15 protein-coding genes are annotated in these 19,517 nt (G+C 72.2%); 6 read left to right on the top strand and 9 right to left on the bottom strand.

Annotated features, from left to right (window positions below):
• Positions 1-173: 173 nt before the first annotated feature.
• A complete protein-coding gene (locus tag CLV71_RS32935) occupies positions 174-2,870 on the top strand; it encodes an exo-rhamnogalacturonan lyase family protein (RefSeq protein WP_133906797.1) in 2,697 nt (898 codons plus the stop codon).
• On the opposite strand, the gene CLV71_RS32930 is transcribed toward CLV71_RS32935, so the two are convergent.
• Complete coding sequence (locus tag CLV71_RS32930; protein ID WP_133906796.1) at positions 2,858-3,331, bottom strand: DUF4383 domain-containing protein; 474 nt, start codon at positions 3,329-3,331, stop codon at positions 2,858-2,860. The two genes, CLV71_RS32935 and CLV71_RS32930, sit on opposite strands and share 13 nt — an antisense overlap.
• Before the next feature lie 587 nt (positions 3,332-3,918).
• Complete coding sequence (locus CLV71_RS32925) at positions 3,919-4,671, bottom strand: AfsR/SARP family transcriptional regulator (protein WP_166664360.1); 753 nt, start codon at positions 4,669-4,671, stop codon at positions 3,919-3,921.
• A 161-nt stretch (positions 4,672-4,832) separates the two neighbouring features.
• Between CLV71_RS32925 and CLV71_RS32920 the strand changes: the two genes are divergently transcribed.
• Complete coding sequence (locus CLV71_RS32920; protein ID WP_133906794.1) at positions 4,833-5,723, top strand: hypothetical protein; 891 nt, start codon at positions 4,833-4,835, stop codon at positions 5,721-5,723.
• A gap of 52 nt (positions 5,724-5,775) precedes the next feature.
• Here the strand turns inward: CLV71_RS32920 and CLV71_RS32915 are convergent, their stop codons facing one another.
• A complete protein-coding gene (locus CLV71_RS32915; RefSeq protein WP_133906793.1) occupies positions 5,776-6,696 on the bottom strand; it encodes an AraC family transcriptional regulator in 921 nt (306 codons plus the stop codon).
• 214 nt (positions 6,697-6,910) lie between these two features.
• Between CLV71_RS32915 and CLV71_RS32910 the strand changes: the two genes are divergently transcribed.
• Positions 6,911-7,192: a hypothetical protein gene (locus CLV71_RS32910; protein WP_133906792.1), complete on the top strand. Its 282-nt coding sequence runs from the start codon at positions 6,911-6,913 to the stop codon at positions 7,190-7,192.
• Here CLV71_RS32910 and CLV71_RS32905 read toward each other — a convergent pair.
• Positions 7,161-7,871 carry an AfsR/SARP family transcriptional regulator gene (locus tag CLV71_RS32905; protein WP_279588772.1) on the bottom strand — a complete coding sequence of 237 codons (711 nt, stop codon included), beginning with the start codon at positions 7,869-7,871 and terminating at the stop codon, positions 7,161-7,163. The genes CLV71_RS32910 and CLV71_RS32905 overlap by 32 nt on opposite strands.
• Here CLV71_RS32905 and CLV71_RS49605 point away from each other — a divergent pair.
• The 3 genes from CLV71_RS49605 to CLV71_RS32895 all read left to right on the top strand — a co-directional run bounded on the left by CLV71_RS49605 (position 7,800) and on the right by CLV71_RS32895 (position 11,713).
• Positions 7,800-8,024 (top strand): hypothetical protein, encoded by a 225-nt coding sequence (locus tag CLV71_RS49605; RefSeq protein ID WP_243866949.1) that lies wholly within the window; start codon positions 7,800-7,802, stop codon positions 8,022-8,024. The two genes, CLV71_RS32905 and CLV71_RS49605, sit on opposite strands and share 72 nt — an antisense overlap.
• Before the next feature lie 96 nt (positions 8,025-8,120).
• Positions 8,121-11,387, top strand: coding sequence for a DUF4132 domain-containing protein (locus CLV71_RS32900; protein WP_133906790.1), 3,267 nt, complete (start codon positions 8,121-8,123; stop codon positions 11,385-11,387).
• A gap of 23 nt (positions 11,388-11,410) precedes the next feature.
• Positions 11,411-11,713, top strand: a complete 303-nt coding sequence (locus CLV71_RS32895) for an antibiotic biosynthesis monooxygenase family protein (protein WP_133906789.1) — start codon at positions 11,411-11,413, stop codon at positions 11,711-11,713.
• A gap of 57 nt (positions 11,714-11,770) precedes the next feature.
• Here the strand turns inward: CLV71_RS32895 and CLV71_RS32890 are convergent, their stop codons facing one another.
• The 5 genes from CLV71_RS32890 to CLV71_RS32870 form a co-directional block, all read right to left on the bottom strand.
• Positions 11,771-12,619: an RlpA-like double-psi beta-barrel domain-containing protein gene (locus CLV71_RS32890; RefSeq protein WP_133906788.1), complete on the bottom strand. Its 849-nt coding sequence runs from the start codon at positions 12,617-12,619 to the stop codon at positions 11,771-11,773.
• Positions 12,620-12,718: 99 nt separating this feature from the next.
• On the bottom strand, positions 12,719-16,309 hold the full coding sequence (locus tag CLV71_RS50215) for a S8 family serine peptidase (RefSeq protein WP_133906787.1): 3,591 nt from the start codon (positions 16,307-16,309) through the stop codon (positions 12,719-12,721).
• A gap of 129 nt (positions 16,310-16,438) precedes the next feature.
• Positions 16,439-17,188, bottom strand: a complete 750-nt coding sequence (locus tag CLV71_RS32880; protein WP_133906786.1) for an RNA polymerase sigma factor — start codon at positions 17,186-17,188, stop codon at positions 16,439-16,441.
• 133 nt (positions 17,189-17,321) lie between these two features.
• On the bottom strand, positions 17,322-17,906 hold the full coding sequence (locus tag CLV71_RS32875; protein WP_133906785.1) for a hypothetical protein: 585 nt from the start codon (positions 17,904-17,906) through the stop codon (positions 17,322-17,324).
• Between the two features lie 217 nt (positions 17,907-18,123).
• Positions 18,124-19,161, bottom strand: coding sequence for a radical SAM protein (locus CLV71_RS32870; protein ID WP_133906784.1), 1,038 nt, complete (start codon positions 19,159-19,161; stop codon positions 18,124-18,126).
• Positions 19,162-19,517: the final 356 nt, after the last annotated feature.

The raw sequence follows: 19,517 nt of genomic DNA, 5'->3' as shown, positions 1-19,517 counted from the left end.
GACGATCACAACCCGGACAAGTGGGATACGCGCCCGTGACCCGAAGGGTTCAGCGGACAGGAATGCGCTTACCTCGTGCGCGACGTGTTGACGACACGCGCCGCCAGCTCTACCGTGAGTCACAGGAACCCGCAAGGAAAGCCCATTCCTGATCTTCCAGCAGAGGGACGACGATGTCCGAGCTGTCCCGCCGAAACCTGTTGATGGGGACCGCGATCGTCGGCGCGGCGGGTGCACTCGGTCTGCCCGGAAAGAGTGCGTCCGCCGCGTCCGACCCCGGCCAGGTCGGCCAGGCCCGCTGGCTGGAAGGCACCGCCCCCGCCGCCACCCCCGGCGTCACCTGGGGAATGCCCTGGCCACGCGGCCACCTCCCCGCCGACCGCGACCTCGCCGTGTCCACAGCGGACGGCACCCAGATCCCCGCCCAGACCTGGGTCACCGGATGGTGGCCGGACGGCTCCGTCAAATGGACCGCCCACGCCATCAGCACACCCCACCCGACCGCGACGACCTACCAGGTGACCCCCGGCACACCCCTCGCACCCGCCACTCCCCTGTCGGTCACCACCGGCCACGACACCATCGACGTCGACACCGGCGTCATCCGCGTCCGCCTCGCCACACACGGCAACGCCCTCGTACGGTCCATCACCCGAGACGGCAGGCAGATCGCCCGCGACGGCACCCTCGTCTGCCACCGCGCCGACAACCCCGACTCCCCCAGCCGCCGCGAGTCCTTCACCAGCACCATCGACACCGTCCGCGTCGAACAGACCGGACCCGTCCGCGCCGTCGTCCGCTTCGAAGGCAGCCACCGCGCCGACCACGGCCACCGCACCTGGCTGCCCTTCGTGGTACGCCTCTACCTCTACGCGGGCAGCGACGGCGTCCGGCTGGTCCACACGTTCACCTTCGACGGCGACCACGACCGCGACTTCATCGCAGGCCTCGGCATCCGCTTCCACGTCCCCCTCACCGACGAACCCCACAACCGCCACGTCCGCCTCGCCGGCGCGGGCGACGGCGTCCTGTCCGAAGCCGTCCAGGGCATCACCGGACTACGCCGCGACCCCGGCGCCCCCGTCCGCGCCGCACAGGTCGCCGGCCAACCCACCCCCGACGTCTCCACCTGGGCCACCACCGTCTCCGGCAGACTCCAGTGGATCCCCGAATGGGACCAGTACACCCTGCGCCAGCTCACCGCGGACGGGTTCCAGATCCGCAAACGCACCGGCGACGGCCAAGGCTGGGTGAACGTCCACGGCGGCGGCCGCGCCACCGGCCTCGGCTACGTCGGCGGCCCCAGCGGCGGCCTCGCCCTCGGCATGAAGGACTTCTGGCAGCTCCACCCCACCCAGCTCGACATCCGCGGCGCCGCCGGCCCCGAAGCCTCACTCACCCTCTGGCTGTGGTCCCCCGACACCACCCCCATGGACCTGCGCTCCTACCACGACGGCATGGGTCAGGACACCTACCACAAACAGCTCGACGCCCTCGAGATCACCTACGAGGACCACGAACCCGGCTACGACACCCCCTACGGCATCGCCCGCACCAGCGAACTCGTGTTCTGGGCACTGCGGGCCACCCCGACCGCCGAACGGTTCGCCGCCCTCGCCGCAGCCACCAGCACACCACCACAGCTCGTCGCACCACCCGCACACCTCCACGCCGCAGGCGTCTTCGGCGACTGGGCACCCGTCGACCGCACCACCCCCGCCAAGGCCCACATCGAGGACCACCTGGACTTCCTCGTCGACTTCCACCGCGGCCAGGTCGACCAACACGGCTGGTACGGGTTCTGGGACTACGGCGACGTCATGCACACCTACGACAACGACCGCCACACGTGGCGCTACGACATCGGCGGCTACGCCTGGGACAACTCCGAACTGTCCACCGACATCTGGCTCTGGTACCAGTACCTGCGCACCGGCCGCGCCGACGTCTACCGGTTCGCCGAGGCCATGACCAGACACACCGGCGAGGTCGACGTCTACCACCTCGGCCGCTACAAGGGCCTCGGCACCCGCCACGGCGTCCAACACTGGGGCGACAGCGCCAAACAACTCCGCATCAGCACCGCAGCCAACCGCCGCTTCTACTACTTCCTCACCGCCGACGAACGCGTCGGCGAACTCATGCACGCACTCGTCGACACCGACCGCACGTTCCTCGAGGTCGACCCCATCCGCAAGATCCGCACCGGCCCCTACACCCCCGACCCGCACGCACTCGACATGGGCTTCGGCACCGACTGGGGCGCCCTCGCCGCAGCCTGGCTCACCGAGTGGGAACGCGGCGGCGACCCCAGCGCGCTACGACGGCTGCGGTCGACCATGCGGACCATCGGCGCCCAGACCAACGGGTTCGTGCAGGGCAGCGCACTGTACGACCTGGACACCGGCGAGTTCGCCGTCGCGTCCCCGCCCGCCGTGTCCGTCTCACACCTGTCGGCCGTGTTCGGGCTCGTCGAGATGTGCGCCGAACTCACCGAACTGATCGACGAACCGGCCTTCACCCGAGAATGGCTGCGGTACTGCCGGTACTACAACGCCACCGAGGCCGAACAGATCACCGAGTTCGGCGTGTCGTTCGGCAACCTCAACCTCCGACAGGCACACGCACGGCTCACCGCCCGCGCCGCCGCGTCCACCGGCGACCCCGCACTGGCGGCCAGGGCCTGGCGCGAGTTCCACGAAGGCGGCGCGGGCTACGGACCGACCGTGTCGTGGCGGACGACGACCGTGTCACCACCACTGGTCCTGGCGCCGGTGGACGAGACCGACTTCGTGTCCACCAACGCCTCGGCCCAGTACGGACTCGCCGCCATCCAGTGCCTCGCCCTGGTCGGCGATCAGCTCCGGTAGGCGAGCACGACCTGACGACCACGCGACGAACGCCGGTCGTCCCGGCCCGGCGGGCGGCTGCGCGTCTGCCGGGGACGAGCGATGTCGTACTCGACCTCGGGCTCGTCGAGGACGTACTCCACCGGCCGCGGCGCACGGGCGAGGACCGCGAGCCCGATCATGCTGGCGACCAGCGCGACGTGCAGGCCCGCGTTCGTGCTGTGGAGCGGCACCAGCGACGGGTCGAGCACACTGCCGAACTGCCAGAAGAGGAAGTACGCCACCCCACCGCCGATGAGGAAACCCCGCGCCGAGTTCGGGTCGCGGCTCAGTCCGAACCCGACGAGCGCGAACCCCAGATGGACGAGGTTGTCGAGAACCCCGGGGCCGACGTCGAGAATCGCGGCCAGAGCGAACAACCCGGCCACGACCAGCGTGACGACCTGACCCGGCTCACGACGGGCCTCTGTGTACTCCCGCAACTGCGCACCTTCCCCTCACCCGCACGACAAGGGCCCGGAATGCCCCACCGAAGTGGTGCCCGCCCACCATGCCTCCAACAACACAGACGCACACGGCGACACACCGGGTTCCCCAAAGATCAACGCGAACGAGTTACCCGGGGTGAACGAATTCAAACCGACCGTTCCTTTCCTGTCCTGGCATTTTTGGGAGTCCGCCGCGGGACACGACGGCGCAAGATAATTGGACATCTATATAGTTGATAGTTGATTCGTGACTGGAGGAATGGGGGAGTGGAAGGAGAGGCGGGATGGGGATGGACGGATGGCCGGAGGTGAGGGCGTGATGCCGGTGCGAGGCCAACGCGGGTGGCTACTGGCACGGCTGGACGGGACTCCGCGCCGACGGCGCGGAGTCCCGTCCAGCGTCGACCGCGGTAGGGAGGCCGAGTTCGATCGGGCAGCCTGCGGGTGATCACCCCGTCGTGGATCGCCGCAGGTGGGTGTCGTCGATGGTTTCGGGCGGGTGCCGTCGGTGCGCGGCCGGCCGTCAAAGGGCTGCGGGCCGTGCTCGGGCGATCGGCGCGGTTGGGGGGGCTGGGCGGCTGTCAGCGGGTGATCGTGTCCGGGAACGGGCGGGGCTCGATGTCGATCTCGGTCATGCGGGTTACGTAGGTGCGGTAGCGGCGGCGGGCCTCGCCGTGGCTGCCTGCCGCTGCCAGGGCTCGGACCAGCACCAGGTGGGCAGGCTCGTGGTACTCGTCGCGGGCCAGGACTCGTAGGCAGTACCGGCTGGCCGTGATGTGCTCCCCCTGGTCACTCGTGTGGCCCGCGAGCACCGTGGCCACCTGCACGTACATCAGCCGCGCCTCCTCGCGCAGCTCGGTCGCCCAGTCCTCGTACGGGTCCTCCTCCAGGAAGTCTCCCGTGTACGCGGTCTCCGCGGCGCGCAACAGGGGCCACGCACCCGTCAGGCGGTGCCGCCACGCACGCAAACCCCGGTGGGCATCGACCAGGAAGGCCAGTACGTCGACGGTCACGACGGTCAGGTCCAGGCGGACGGTGTCGCCCTCGGTCACGACGGGGCCGTGACCGAGCACCGACCTGGCCGTGGACAGGGCCACGGACAGGCGGTTGCCCACCCGGTCGGCCGGTTCGCCACGCCACAGCAGGGAGATCAGTGTCTCCCGCGTCACCGGGCGGCCCCGTCTCGCGACCAGGATCTTGACCAGGTCCCTGGCCTTGCGGGACTGCCAGGCGGTGGCCGGGACCGGTTCGCCGCCCCGCAGCACCCGGAAACCACCGAGGGTCCTGATCAGGAGCACCCTCGGTTGGCCGACCACGCCGACCACGCCGTCCACGTCGTTCCCTTCGCCGCACCGCGCCCCCGCCTGCACGGAACGTCGTGTGCGGCACCGGGTTCCGTAACCACCCCTGCCCTCAGGTCACGTTAAGAGCGCCTTAACGGGCGGCGCTTTCATTGGCCTGTCCGTCTTTCCCGACTGTTCTGGAAGGTGGCAGCATGCTTCGAAGATCGCGCACCCGGATCGGCGTCGCCGCACTCGTCCTCGCCGCGGCTCTCGCGGGCACCGCCGTGGCGGCGGCTACCACGTCCTCGGCCAAGGCACCTGCTCTGCCCAGCCCGAAGGACTTCGTGTCGAACCTCGATCTCGAGTGCTTCCGGACCTCCGCCTATACTCCCCCGCCCCTGCACTCGCCGCTCACACTGAGCCACCTCAACCCCGTGCTCGCCGGCCTGCCGCGCTGGACCGTCGAGACCCTCGGCCCACGCACCCAGCTGTGCTCCCCGGTGGCGAAGAACGACGTCCTCCCACCGAAGGAGGTCCTGGAGTTCGTCCGGTACGTCGACCTGTCCTGCTACCGGATCAGCGGGCCGGCCGTCGGCTTCCCGCTCACGCTCAGCCACCTCAACCCGCAGCTCGCGCACCTGCCTCGCAGGCAGGTGACCGTGGTCTCCCCCGAGCAGCTGTGCGTGCCGGTGATCAAGAACGACTCGGTGCCGCCCGACGAGGTACTGCGGCTCGTGCGCTACGTCGACCTGGTCTGCTACCGGGAGACACCACAGGCCTCGCTCGGCCTGTCGCTGCTGCTGACGCAGCTCAACCCGGTGCTCGCGGACATCCCGCCGACGAAGGTCGACGTCACGCCGAACCGGCAGCTGTGCGTACCGGTGCGCAAGAACAACCAGGACATCCCCGACGACGTGCTGAAGATCGTGCAGTGGGTCGACCTGGAGAAGTTCGACGTCGTGGCACCCGCCATGCACCAGATCGACCTGAAGCTGCGCCACATCAACCCGCTCCTGGCCGACCTGCCCGCCGAGCCCGCGACGCTCGTCAGCCGCCACCAGCTGGCCCTGCCGGTGGCGAAGAACGGCAACACCCCGGGCTGAGCCCTCCTCCCCCCGACCGGGTGCGCGCCATGCGGGACGCGCACCCGGTCACTCACGTCCGGTACGCGCCGCGCGGGCGGTGGAAGCCCCAGCGGGTCGCGATGTCCGCCGCGCTGGAGTCGGCAGCCCGCAGCTCGCGGTGCGCCTCGCGCAGGCGGATCTCACGCAGGTACCGCATCGGCGACATGTTCAGCGTGCGCTGGAAACCGTGCTGCAGCGCGCGGACGCCGACGCCCGTCGCACGCGCGATGTCGACGACCGTCAGCGGTCGCGCGGCGTTCGCCTCGATGAACGCCTGCGCAGTGCGGACCGCCGGTGTGCTCACCGGCGGCACCGGGGCGGCCAGCTCGTCGGAGTACTCGTGCCGGGACGCCAGCAGCAGGCCTGCGACGACGTCGTGTGCGAACGGCGCGGCCACCATCGGCTGCCGTATCGGCGCGTTCTCGTCGGACAGGGTGCCGGACAGCGACTGGGCCAGCGCCAGCCACCGCGCGCCCCGGCCGGTCGCGACGTCCATGCCCAGCGCGAAGGTCGGCGACCGGCGCACCGGGCGGTCCAGGAGCTGCTCCAGCTCGTGGTCGAGGGCCTGCCTGCTGATCCGCAGCGCCAGCACCGGCGCCGGGACGGTGAACGCGGCCGGGCGGTCCGGGTTGTAGATCGTGGCGAGACCCGCGCCCGCGACCACCTCCTGGTCGCCGCAGGTGGCCACCATCCGGCCCGCGGCCGCCACGTTGACCTGGTAGCTCCCGGGGTGGTCGCTCTCGATGCGGACCGCGGTGTCGTAGTGCAGCCAGCCGAGGTCCAGCACGCCGAGCGACACCATGTGCAGGTTGATGCCGTAGCGGGTCGGGTCGCCGATGACGGTCAGCCGGTGCGGGTGCAGGACGCGGGTGGCGATCTCCCGTGTCTCGTCGAGGTCGTTGCTGCGCAGGGACAGCTCCGGCACCGGACCGGGCCGGGTCACCACCGCCATGTCACCACCGCCATCGTGCCTCCCGCCGGAGTCGGGCCTCTGGAGCGGACATCATGGGTCGGTGTGCGGCTCGGTGTCCCGGGAATCGGGTTTTCTCGGGTCCGGGGTGTCCGCCGGCTCGCGTCGTCACGGTGTTGATCTCCCCCGCCCACCGGCGGTAGTATCGGAAATCAATATAGGGCTTAGCGTCTTGTTTGTTGGAGGGGGCGGCACGGTGGAGGACGTCAGCGAGATCGGCAGGCTCCTGTTCGGGCGGCCGTGCCGGCTGCGGGTGGCGCTGTGGATCCACCAGCGCGGCAGGCAGCGCTTCTACCAGTCGGAACCACCGGACGACGTGATCCCCCAGAGCGCCGCGGGCACCGAGCTGCGCCGGTTCGTGCACCTGGGCATGCTCACCGAGCACCGCGAGGTCGGCAGCCGCCGCGTCTACTACGAGACCACCACCAGCCCGCTGTGGAGCATCATCACGGCCGCCGCACGGGTCGTCCCCGCGTGATCAGCGTCCGCACGTCCGGGAACCGGTGGGCCATCAGGTGTGCAGCGTGCACGGCCAGCGCCGACTCGCCGATCCCGCCGGGGCCCGCGACCACGGCGACGGGGACGCGGGCGAGCCGGTCGATCTCCTCGGCGCGTCCGGTGAACCCGGCGACGTCCGGTGGCAGCTGGCGCGGCAGGACGGCCGGCGCGCGGCCGTCTCGCGGACGCAGCACGGGGTCGTCGGCGAGGACCCCGGCTCGCAGGTCTGCCAGTGCCTGCCCCGGCGCGACCCCCAGCTCGGCCGCCATCTCGGCGTGCAGGCGCTCGTAGGCGGCGAGCGCGTCGGCGGGGCGGCCCGCCCGGCACAACGCGTGCATCCAGTGCTCGTACAGTCGTTCCCGCAACGGATGCGTGGCGACCTCCCGCCGTAGCTCGGCGGCCACGTCGTGGTGGCGGCCCGCGGCGAGCGCCGCCTGCGCCCACCTCTCCACGGTGGCGAGCCGCCGCTCGGTCAGCTCGTCCAGGCGTGCCAACCACTCCCCGTCGAGCGGGACGTCCTCGAGTGCCCGGCCGCGCCAGAGGTCGAGGGCCTCCCGCAGGAGGTCGGCCGCCGGGGCGGGTTCGGCATGTGGTACTCCGTCAACGGCGGTGCCCGCGTCCCGATCTCCGGCGGCGGTTCGCCGGTCTCCATCCCCCAGTGCAAGTACACGGCCTACCAGATCTCCGGCGAGCCCGCGCCCGGCGTGGTCGTCGGCACCGCGACCCTGTTCGTCGACGGCGTCTGGTTCGACAACCAGAACGTCGCGCACTTCTACACACGCACCGGCACGTACGACAACCCGTTCAACTGAGCGAGGCGGGGGACCTCGCCCGGTGTGCGGGCGAGGTCCCCCGCGGGGGGACGCCTCGGTAGGGTTGCGCCACATCGCACCCTGGGGAGGTCGGCGTTGCCGGACGAGGACACCTTCACCGTCCCCGGGTCGTGGCGGCGGATGCGGCACCCGCGCCGCGGCGGGGAGCCCGGGCCCGCGCTGAAGGCCGACCGTGCCGCGGGGTGGCGGCTGGCCGCCGAGGTCCGGGACAGGATCGACGACCTGCTCGCGACGACCGACGAGCCCGAGCCGTTCGCACCGGCGCTCGCCTACCTGGACAGCGGGGGCGCGACGGCGACCCCGGACGCCGCGGCGGTCCTCGCGAGGATGGTGACCCGGTACGTCACCGAGGGCACCGCGTGGAAGCGTGCCGGCGAGCTGGCCGGCTTCGTCGACACCTGGGTCGCCGACCACGGCATCGTGTTCGCCGTCGCCGCCGTCCGCGCCTACCAGCGAGTCGTCATCGGCTGGCGGGGCAGTCCGATGCGGCCGAGCTACTACGTCACCGCCCTCGACCCCACGCCGCCCGACCACCGGGAGGCCGACCCGCTCGTCCGGCGCCTGCGTGCCCACCTCGCGGTCGCGACCGACGCCGACCACGACGCGGCGGTCGCCGAACTCGCCACCCGGCGCGACGACGTCGACGACCGGCTGCTGGCCGCCTACCTCGTGCCCGGCCGGGCAGACTGGGTCACCGACGCCTGCGCGGCCACCGGCGCGCTGCCGCCGATCCTGCTGTGGACGCTGGCGTCCGCCGACGTCGTCAACGAGCGGGCCGCGAAGGTCGACGGGTGGACCGTCACCCACGACACGAGCACGCTGCCGACGCTGGTCGAGGGCGCGGGCGTCGGTGTGGCACCGGCGCTGGCCGTGTGGCTCGACTCGGCGCACACCTCCGCGGACGGCCTCAAGCGCCTGGCCGCCATGCTCGCGATGCTGCCGACCGACGAGGCGTTCGACCTCCTCCTCACGCGACTGGGCCGGAAGTACGTGCGGGCGGCCGTGGTCGAGGCGGCGACCCGCTTCCCGGTCCGGGCGGCGCGGCTGCTGGCACGGAGCACCGACCCGGCCGCGGCGGAACTGTTGCGCACCCACGTGCTCGGCAACCACGACATACTCGCCGCCGCGGACCTCCCGGCGGACGTCCGCGCGGCGGTGGACGGGATCACCGGGTCGGCGGAGGGGATCGAGGAGGCGGCGCCGGACGCGCTGCCCGCGCTGCTCGTCGAACCCCCGTGGACGCGTGGGAACAAGGCCACCGCACCGGTGGTCGTCGAGGGCCTTCGGTCCGGTGACGACGTCGAGGTCGTCTGGGCGCCCGGGGAGCGGGAGAACTGGCTCGCCGGGCGGGGCTGGGAGCCCGAGGACGTGGCGTCGACGCCGTGGGCCGAGTACGCCGAGGCCTACCTGGCGCACCGGTTGCCGCCCTACAAGGAGGCCGCGTTGTTCGGCTGCGGGCCGGCCGAGGTCGTGCGCCCGCTGCTGGCGGACTGGCAGCCGGCCGGGTCGTGGCACCTCGAGGGGTGGCTCGCGCCGATCGCGGCACGGTACGAGCGCGACGCGCTGCCCGCCGTGATCCACCTCGCGAAGGCCGGCCCGGCCACGCACGTCGGGCTGCTGGTTCCCTTCGCCGGGGCGGAGCTCGCCGGGTTGATGGTCGACTGGCTCGGCCTCAGGTCGGTGCGCCGGTCGGTGCTCGCATGGCTTCACCGCCACCCCCGCGCGGCGGCCCACCACCTGGTGCCACCCGCACTCGCCAGGCCCGGCGGGGCAAGGCGCGGCGCGGAGGCCGCGCTGCGGCTGCTCCCGCCGGACGAGGTCGCGTCGGCGGCGAAGGCCCACGGCGGGCCTGCCGAGGCCGCGATCGGCGTGCTGCTGGCCACCGACCCGCTCGACCTGGTGCCCGCGCGTCCACCGAAGGTCCCCGAGTGGGCCGACCCCGGGCCGCTGCCTCGGCTCGTGCTGCGTGACGGCGGCCGGGCGCTGCCTGCGAGCGCGGCCCGGCACGTCCTCACGATGCTCGTGATGTCGCGTCCCGGCGAGGTGTACGCGGGTGTCGACGTGGTCAGGCAGCTGTGCACACCGGCGTCGCTCGCCGACTTCGCGTGGGGGCTCTTCCAGGCGTGGCAGGGAGCCGGTGCGCCTGCGAAGGAGAGCTGGGTGCTCGAGACTCTCGGCCGGTTCGGCGACGACGGCACCGTACGGCGGCTCTCGCCGCTGATCCGCGCCTGGCCGGGCAAGGGCGGGCACACCAGGGCGGTCAACGCGCTGGAGGTGCTGGAGTCGATCGGCACCGAGGTCGCGCTGAGGCACCTGTACGGGATCGCGCAGACCGTGACGTTCAAAGGGCTGCGGACCAGGGCGCGGGAGAAGATCGAGGCCGTCGCGGCCGAGCTGGAGCTGTCGGCCGACCAGCTCGGCGACCGGCTGGTCCCCGACCTCGGGCTCGACTCGGCAGGCGGCCTCACACTGGACTACGGGCCACGCAGGTTCACGGTCGGCTTCGACGAACGGCTCAGGCCCTACGTCGAGACCGAGGACGGCACCCGGCGCGAGGACCTGCCGAAGCCCGGCGAGCACGACGACCCGGCGCTGGCACCCGACGCGTACGCCTGGTTCACCGCGTTCAGGAAGGACGCGCGCACCGCCGTGGCCGAACAGGTGCGCCGCCTCGAGCGGGCCATGGTGTCGGGCCGCCGGTGGCCGGCCGACGAGTTCGTGGGGCTGTTCGTCGAGCACCCGCTGCTGTGGCACGTCGTGCGCCGCCTGGTGTGGACGGTCGAGGGCGAGACCACCGCGTTCCGCGTCCTCGACGACCGGACGTTCGCCGACCTCGCGGGCGAGACGCTGACGCTGCCCGAGGCGGCCGTCGTCGGGATCGCGCACCCCGTCACCCTGGCGGCGGCCGTGCCGGCGTGGGCCACGCTGTTCGCGGACGAGCAGATCACGCAGCCGTTCCCCCAGCTGGACCGCCCGGTCCACCAGCTGACCGCGGCGGAGGCCGGGAGCACCCACCTGAGCCGGTTCGAGGGACGCACGGTCCCCAGCAGGGCGGTCCTGGGCCTCACCCGCCGCGGCTGGCAACGCGCCGCGCCGGAGGACGCCGGTGTCGAGCCGTGGCTGATGCGCCCCGTCCCGAACGGACACGCCGTGGTCGTCAACCTGGAACCCGGGCTGGCGGTGGGCGCGGTGGACGCGGTCGAGGAGCAGACGGTCCAGCACGTCTGGCTCAGCGGCACGGGCCGGGGCGCGTGGGCCCCCAGTCCCGGGCCCGGCTTCGGCGCGCTCGATCCGGTCACCGCGTCGGAGGTGCTCGACGACCTCACCGGACTGACGGCCTGAGCCGGGTGCGGGAGGATGGCGGCATGAGCATCGTGAAGATCAACGCCCTGACGGTCCCCGACGAGATGCGGGAGACGCTGGAGAAGCGGTTCTCCGCCCGGGCCGGGGTGGTCGAGAGCTCGGACGGGTTCGAGTGGTTCGAACTGCTGCGGCCCGTGGAGGGCACCGACAAGTACCTGGTCTACACCCGCTGGCGCAGCGACGAGGACTTCCAGAAGTGGATGTCCGGCCAGGCCAACCACGGCGGCGGCGGCCGGCCCGTGGCGTCCGACTCCTCGGTGTGGTCGTTCGAGGTCGTCACGCAGGCCGGCCCCAAGGCCGACTGAACGAGCGCTGAGGCCTGGGGGCGCGCGGGCAGGGTTCCGCGCACCCCCAGGGGTCTCTCAGCCCACGCGTTCGATCACGGCGCGGCGGATGAGGTTCTTGCCCGGCTCCCGGACCTGCTCGAAGGCCGCGTCGTTGAGCAGCGCGCAGCTGCCCGACGCGCCGGTGACCTCGACGGTGACGGACTTGTCGTTGTCCAGGTTGGTCACCCTGAGCTTCGTGCCGACCGGGAACTGGTTGCTCGACGCCGCCGGGGCGCCCGCCTCACCGGAGAGCGTCACCGTGGAGCCCGCGCAGACCACCTCGCCCTCGGCCTGCGGCTCCTCGGCCGGGGCCTCGGCGGGTGGTTGCTCGGCGGGTGCCTCCGCCGGGGGTTCCTGCGCCGGTGCTTCCGCGGGCGGCCGGCCGCCGGCCTGGACGTCCTCGGTGCAGCCCGCCGCCTGCCTGCGCTGCTGGATGAGGTCGACGACGGCCTGCCGGTTCTCGATGCGTGCCGCGGACTGCGAGTCCGGGTTGGCGCGCTGCCCGTCGATGAAGTTCAGGTTGTTCAGCAACGCCTGGTCCAGGCCCGCGCACGACTCGCCGGAGCCGGTGTCGATGGGCTGCGCCACCAGCTCGCCGTTGCAGCCGGCAACCTGCCGCCGCTGCTGGATCTGGTCGACGACCGCCTCGCGGTTCTCGATGCGCGCCGCAGACTGGGTGTCGGGGTTCGCCTGCTGCTGCGCGATGAAGTTCAGGTTGTTCTGCAGCGCGGTGTCCAGGCCCTGGCAGGACTCCGCGGCCGACGCCTCGCCGTTGCCGCCGCTGAACGCGACCACGGCCACGGCGATACCCGCGAGGCCGAGCAGTGTCGCCAGGCCGACGGTCGCGCGCCTGCGATGCCGGCTGTTGCTTCTGAACTGGGACATGGCCACTCCTCAACGGTCCTACGTGTCTTCTGCCCAGGACACGAAGAGGTAACGAGAGTGGTTCACACCAATTTTGAACGTCCTTCGTAGACAGTGGGGCTAGCGGACGGCGTAGGCCCTGATGACCGTCTCCGTCACCGAGTTGTCCAGCGCGTCGGTCGCGGTGGCGCGCAGGCTCGCGAAGCCGGTGCCGCCGGGGAGGGCGACCTTCCAGCGGTCGCCCTCCCTCGACACCCGCGCCTGCTTCCAGGTCGCGCCGTCGTCGAACGACACCGCCACGGACAGCGCACGGACCAGGGAGGAACCGCCGCCGCCCTGGCGGACGACGTCCACGTGTCCCGCGACGCCACCGGCCGGTGCGCTGTCGCGGCCGTCGAGGGGCAGGTCGTACCGGACGTCCAGCAGCGGCAACGCGGTCCGCTCGGTCGACGGGGTGGTGGCGAAGGTCCACTCCGCCCTCGTGCGTACCGACAGCGGCCACTCCGGGCCCGTCTTGGCCGCGTCGCTGACCAGCGTGTACCTGCCGGTACCCCGGGGGATGTCGAACTGGCCGCGGCCGGGGGCGTCGTTGCGGCCGACCTCCCGGCCGTCGCGGTAGAGCACGGTCGTGCCCGTGTTCGTCGAGTCCATGAACGTGAACGTGCCGGGGTCCGCGCTGCCGAACATCGGCACCTCGAACGTCAGCTTGTCCCCCTGCCGGTAGGCCCACGGCAACGGGGCGCCCGACTGCGAGTCCGGTTGCGGCTCCGCCAGCTCCGGGCCGAACGGCGCGCAGTACAGGCACAGCGCCCGCCGCTCCCCCGCCCGCATGTCGATCACCGACGTGATCTCGTAACCGCTGTACTCGTAGGTCTGCGGGTCGAAGCCGATCGCCGTGGCGTACTGCCACTGCGCGCCCGGCGAGACGTAGTCGGTCCGCTTCTGCGGCCAGCGGGTGTTCACCTCGAAGCCCGCCCGCAGCTCACCCGAGGTCATCGACACCTGGATGCGGCCGAAGTAGTCGCTCTGCCGCAGCGACGCGAACCTGCCGTCGATCCGGCCCATGTCCGCCCTGTCGAACCGGAACGCGTACCCGTCCGGGACGCCGCCGGGCACCGTGGCCGCGTTCAGGTAGGAGTACGGGCTGTCCCGCCTGCCGTCCACCCGCACCTCGACCGGGCCCTTCGCCAGGTCGGCACGCAGCCGGGCGATCGCCTTCGGGTCGTAGACCTGCACGACCGGCAGGACGCTCAGGTCCGCGACGTACTCGTACGCCAGCACGAGCCGCGCGCCGTGCTCCTTCAGCAGCCGCACGCGCCTGGCCAACTCCTCGTCGCCGGGCGGGGCGCCGATGGCCAGCAGCGGCACCTTGCCGTGCAGGTCGCCCGGGGCGGTGCCGTCGCCGACGTCGACCAGCGGGCCGGTGACGGCACCGACCCAGCCCGCACTCGACTGCTCGAGCGCGTCGGCCAGTTCGTAGCCGTTCTCGCCGGTCACGGTCACGGTCGTCCACGGCCGCTGCCACTGGCTGACGTGTGCGAACTCGACGCCGTCGATCTCGGGGCTGCCCAGCGCGTACAGCGGGACGGTGGGGCCGCCGCCGAACAGCACGCCCGCGGCCGAGGGGCCGGCGTCCCCGTCCACCGTGGACACCACGCCGGTGCCGCCGTTGGAGATGTCCGGCCGCGCGGTCGGGTCGTCCACCGACACGGTGACCCGCCCGGCCGCCGCCGTGTCGACGGTGACCTCGGTGTCGCCGCCGACCTCCCGGCCCGCCAGCGCGAAGGTGGTCACCGCCGCCATGTTCCAGCCGTCGTCGAGCACCTGGCCGATGACCCGGTACCGCCCCTCCGGCACGACCGGCGCGAACACGCCGTCCTCCACGATGTCCGAGTACGACTCGCCGGTGGTCTCGTTCTGCACGGTCACGTTCGCGACGGCCGGGTTGCCCTGCCGGTCGTTCAGGTGGACGGTGAACGCGTGCTCCTCGCCGGCGAGGGTGGCCGACACGGGTGTGGTCAGCCTGACACCGTCGCCGGTCGCGTCGACCGTGCCGACGAACTGCCCGCTCTGCCGTGGTCGCGGCGTGACCGACAGCGAGAGCGTGGCGGTGCCCTTGGCGGGGACGCTCAGCAGCGTGTCGCTCAGGCCGAAGAGCCCGTCCGGGGCGGGGTCGCCGTCGCGGCTGCGGAGGTCCGCCGACACCGTGAGGTCCAGCGGCTCGTCACCGTCGTTGACGTACACCAGGTCGGCCTCGGTGGTCGCGTTCATGGTGATCGCGGCAGGTTCGACGCGGGTTGGCTGCGTGACCGCGCGGGCGACGTCGACCAGTCCGGCGCCCTGTCCGAACGCGTTCACGTCGTCGATCGGGTTCGCGCTGCTCACGAGCGCGTTCTTGAGCTGTTCGGCACGCCAGTCGGGGTGCTGACCGGCGACGATCGCCGCCGCGCCCGCCACGTGCGGGGTCGCCATCGAGGTGCCGGAGAGCTTCGCGTAGCTCGCGTTCACGGACTCGGCCGCGAGCGTGCCCGCCGCCCTGGCCGCCACGATGTCGGAGCCGGGGCCCGCGATCTCGGGCTTCATGCCGTTGTCGCCGAGCCGGGGACCTCGGCTGGAGAAGCTGCTGAGCTCGCCGGACTTGGTCACGCTGGCCACGGTGAGCGCCCGGCCGGCGGTCCCCGGCGAGCTGACCGTGGCGTCCTCGCCGAAGTTCCCGGCCGCCACCACGAACAGGGCGCCGGAGGTCTCGCTGATCTCGTCGAGTGCGACGGACATCGGATCGGTGCCGTCGTCGGGGTACCCGCCGAGACTCATGTTGATCACGCGGGCGCCCTGGTCGGCGGCCCACTGCATGCCCGCGATGATGCCGGACTCGGCGCCGGAGCCCCTGCTGTCGAGGACCTTCCCGACGAGCAGCCGCGCGCCGGGGGCCATGCCCCGGTAGCGGCCGCCGGACGCGGCGCCGCTGCCGAGGATGGTGGAGGCGACGTGCGTGCCGTGCCCGTGGTGGTCGACGGTGTCCGGGTCGTCGGAGAAGTTCCGCTCGGCGTCGATCCGGCCCGCCACGTCCGGGTGGGTGGCGTCGATGCCGGTGTCGAGGACCGCGACCGGCACCCCGTCGGCCTGGTAGCCGGCCTGCCACGCCTGCGGCGCGCCGGTCATCGGAACGCTCTGGTCGAGCGTGGCGGACACCCTGGCGTCGAGCCAGATCCTGGCCTCGCCCGCGGTCGCGAAGAAGTCGGCCGCGGTGGCCTTGGGGACGTCCAGGCCGAGCATGTCGACCGGGCCGAGGTCGGTGGTGACCCGCGCGCCCGCGGGCACCGCGCTCCTGGCGCCCTCCGGCGCGGCCACGATCACCGGGAGGGCGCCTGTGTGGCGGTCGTCGTAGCCCTGGCGGACGAGGCCGGTGACGTCGAAGAGGCGCTCGTCGAGCCGCCCGCCCGCGAGTGCGCGAGCGGCGTCCATGGGGATGACGTAGTCGTGCCCGTTCCTCGTCTCACGCCAGTACCGCACGGCCGCGCGGCGCGGGTTCATCGCCACCGACACGACCCGGTCCCCCCGCACGGCGACGCGGTCCCCGGTGATCAGCGTGACGGTGGCCGACGCGGCGGCAGGCGGCGTGCCCGTCGACGGGGGGTCGGCCACGGCGGGCGCCGGCGGCAGAACCAGCACGGCCACCGCGGCGACCAGGGCAAAGCGTTGCCTACGCAAGTCTGATCCAACTTCCGTGAGTGGTGTGGGATTCCCCGACGCAGGTAAGGCGTCGTGGCGAGGAACCAGGTTGCACGGTGAGTCGATCGTTTCACGTAGCGCGACGAAACCCGAACGGGTGATGGACGTTCAGCTGGACAGTTCCTGGTTGAGCCTGCGCAGGCCCTCGGCGATCTCCTGGCACTCGGGGCACGCCTGGACGTGGTCGCCGATGCGCCGCATCTTCTGCGGCGCATAGCGGTCACGCACCCAGCCGGCCAGTTCGGTCACCATGCCCCGGCAGCCACGCGGCACCTCCGAGGGGAGGTGCTGGTCCAGGTACGCCTGCCGCAGTCCCTCGCGGGCGCGGTAGGCGAGCGCCGCGACGCCGTTCGGGGTCATCCCGAGCGACCTCGCGACCTTCGCCGGGGCCTCGCCCTCGATCTCGGTGCGCCACAGGACCAGGCGCCAGCGTTCGGGCAGGCACGCGAAGGCGTCGGCGGCCAGCGCCGCGTGCATCCTGCCCGCCACCACGGTCTCGGGGCCGGTCGTCGGCGCCACCTCCGGCACGTCCGCGACCACCGACACGGCCGCGTCGCGGCGGCGCCAGCTGATCAGCACGTTCCGCATGGTCGTGATCAGGTACGGACGGAACTCCTCGCTGGGCCCCCCGCCCGCGCGCAGCACCCGCAGCAGCCGGACGAACGCCTCGGCGACCAGGTCCTCCCGCTCGGCGGGAGTGGCCGTCAGCGACCCCGCCGCCCGCCGGGCCGCGAGCAGATGACGTTCGTACAGCACGGCGTAGGCGGTCGCGTCGCCCTGCCGCACCGCGTCCGTCAACTCCGCGTCGCTACGTCCGGCGACCTCGTCGGTCCCCGCCCCGGCTACGGCCTGGCGCATCCACACCTCCCCAGAATCGTGCATCTGCACGTGCACGTTGTGGTCTGACACACACTAAACGACGAGCACGGGCGAAGGTTGCTGTTTCAACTCACGGATTCCGGAAGATCGTCCGAACGGCCGTGACCCTGAGTCACAGTCCGCGGGCCACCGCCACGGCCTCGCCGACGCGAAGGTCCAGGTCGACGGCGGGTGGCCACCCCCGGAACACCATCCGGAGGTCGTAGCCGTCGACCTGGACGGACTCGGCACGCGCGGGCAGCCTTCCCGGCGTGCCGCGCATCGGGGGGTGCGGGCTCGGCAGCCGGACGAGCACCGCCGTGTGCGGCGAGACGGCGCCCTGACCCTCGGTCACCTCGAAACAGGCGACCCCGACGTCGAACCCGGCCAGCCGGCCCGCGGCGAGGATGCCGCCGGTGAACAGCCTGCTGTCGGCCACCGCGTACCCGGCGAGCCCCGCGACGCTGGTGTCACTGCGGCCGTCGTGGCGCACGGCCCACGCGGTCACGTCCACCGCGGCGTCCTGCCAGCGCAGGATGTCGCGACGTGTGCCCGCCGCGGACATGGCGAGGACGACGAGCCCGGTCGCGCCCGCCGCGACGGGCAGCAGCACGGTCACCGGCCACGGCAGGCCGAGCACGAGCCCGACGACGAGTGCCACCAGAGCCGACGATGCGACGAACACCAGACCGGTCCTGCCGTCGGCGCCCTCGCGCATCACATCGCTCCCGAACCCGCGAAGCACTCATTCTTCCCCCGCGACCTCGCGAGATCAATTGTCCGGCGTGGTTGGCGGTCGTGGACAACTCCCGGTCGCGTTAGACAGGAACGGGACCGGGACCACGGCTCGTGAGTGCCCCTCTCGAGCCCTAACCTGGGGGGAAGGCGGGTGGCGCTGTGACCTGGGGGACAGCGCCACCCGTACCCGGGCATGGTCAGAAGAGCGTCAGCGCGGTCGGTTCCGGCGGGCGACCGCCTCGGAAGCCGTGCAGGGCGAACCTGTCCTCGATCGTCTCGTCGGGAGCCGGCAGGCCGTGCCGTTCGATGATCGGGAGGATGCGGGAGCGCAGGCCGTCCCGATACGACCGTACTGCCTCCGAGCCCGACGAGTAGAGCCGCGTGTAGACGTCGAGCAGGTCCGGCCGTGCCTGCCGCAGCCAGGTGAGGAACACGTCCTTCACGCCCGAGGACAGGTACAGCGGCGTGTACAGGACGCTGGTCGCGCCCGCGCCCGCCACCGCGCCGACCAGTTCCTCGAGCTGGGCCTCGGTGTCGTTGAGGTGCGGGAGGACCGGCGACAGGAACACCGTGCATTCCAGCCCGGCGTCCGCGATGGCACGGACGGTGGCGAGCCGGGCGGCCGTGGTGGCCGTGCCGAACTCGACCGACTCCCGCAGGTCCTCGTCCAGCAGGGAGATCGAGAGGCCCAGGTGGACGGTCGTGACCGCGCTCGCCGCGACCAGCCGGTCGAGGTCGCGGCGGATCAGCGGGCTCTTGGTGAGGATCGAGAACGGCACCCGGTGGCCCGCGAGCGCGTCGATGATGCCGGGCATCAGCTCGTAGCGGCCCTCGGCCCGCTGGTACACGTCGGTGTTGGTGCCGAACGCGACACGCGGCGGGAGCCTGCGCCGCCGCGACAGCTCGGCCCGCAGCACCTCGACGATGTTGGTCTTGACGATGATCTCGCGGTCGAAGTCCTCCGCGACGCCCAGCCCGAGCCGCGTGTGGGTCGGGCGGGCGAAGCAGTACTGACACGCGTGGGTGCAGCCCCGGTAGGGGTTGAGGGTCCACTCACCGGGCAGCATCCGCGCGTCTTCCGGCACGTGGTTGAGCGCGCTCCTGGCGTGCACCTCGTGGAAGGTCACGCCCCGGAACTCGGGTGTCCGCACGCTCCGCACGAAGCCGGACAGCCGCGCCAGTCCCGGCAGTGTGCCGCCGTCGACCCTGTCCGTCCGCTGCCCGCTCCACCGCACGGGAACGTTCTATCCGACCTCGCCGGGTGCGTTCCGGCCGTATCCGGACGCCAACCGCACACCGGGCGTCACACGCCGGGCGTCTGCTCCTCACGCACCGCGTCGGGAACCGCCGACGTGATACAACCTTCCGCCAACCGGGCACGCAGCCCGGTCACTCGCCGTCGTGCCGCGCGAAGCCTGCGCCGACGCGCGACCGTGTTGGTGGACCACCCTCCGACCTGGTGCAAACGGTGCTCATACATGACACAACCCCAACCGCCGCTCTTCTCCGCTATGCCCGGCGGGTACCCCGGACGTGTCAAGATCACTCTTATGGTGGCTTTTTCGTGACTTTCGGGTGATGGGGATCCAGA

Origin of the sequence: Actinophytocola oryzae (assembly GCF_004364325.1) — a bacterium.
Classification (GTDB): domain Bacteria; phylum Actinomycetota; class Actinomycetes; order Mycobacteriales; family Pseudonocardiaceae; genus Actinophytocola; species Actinophytocola oryzae.
The sequence above is the reverse complement of the archived record's forward strand: the minus strand, read 5'-3'. Positions and strand labels throughout refer to the sequence as shown.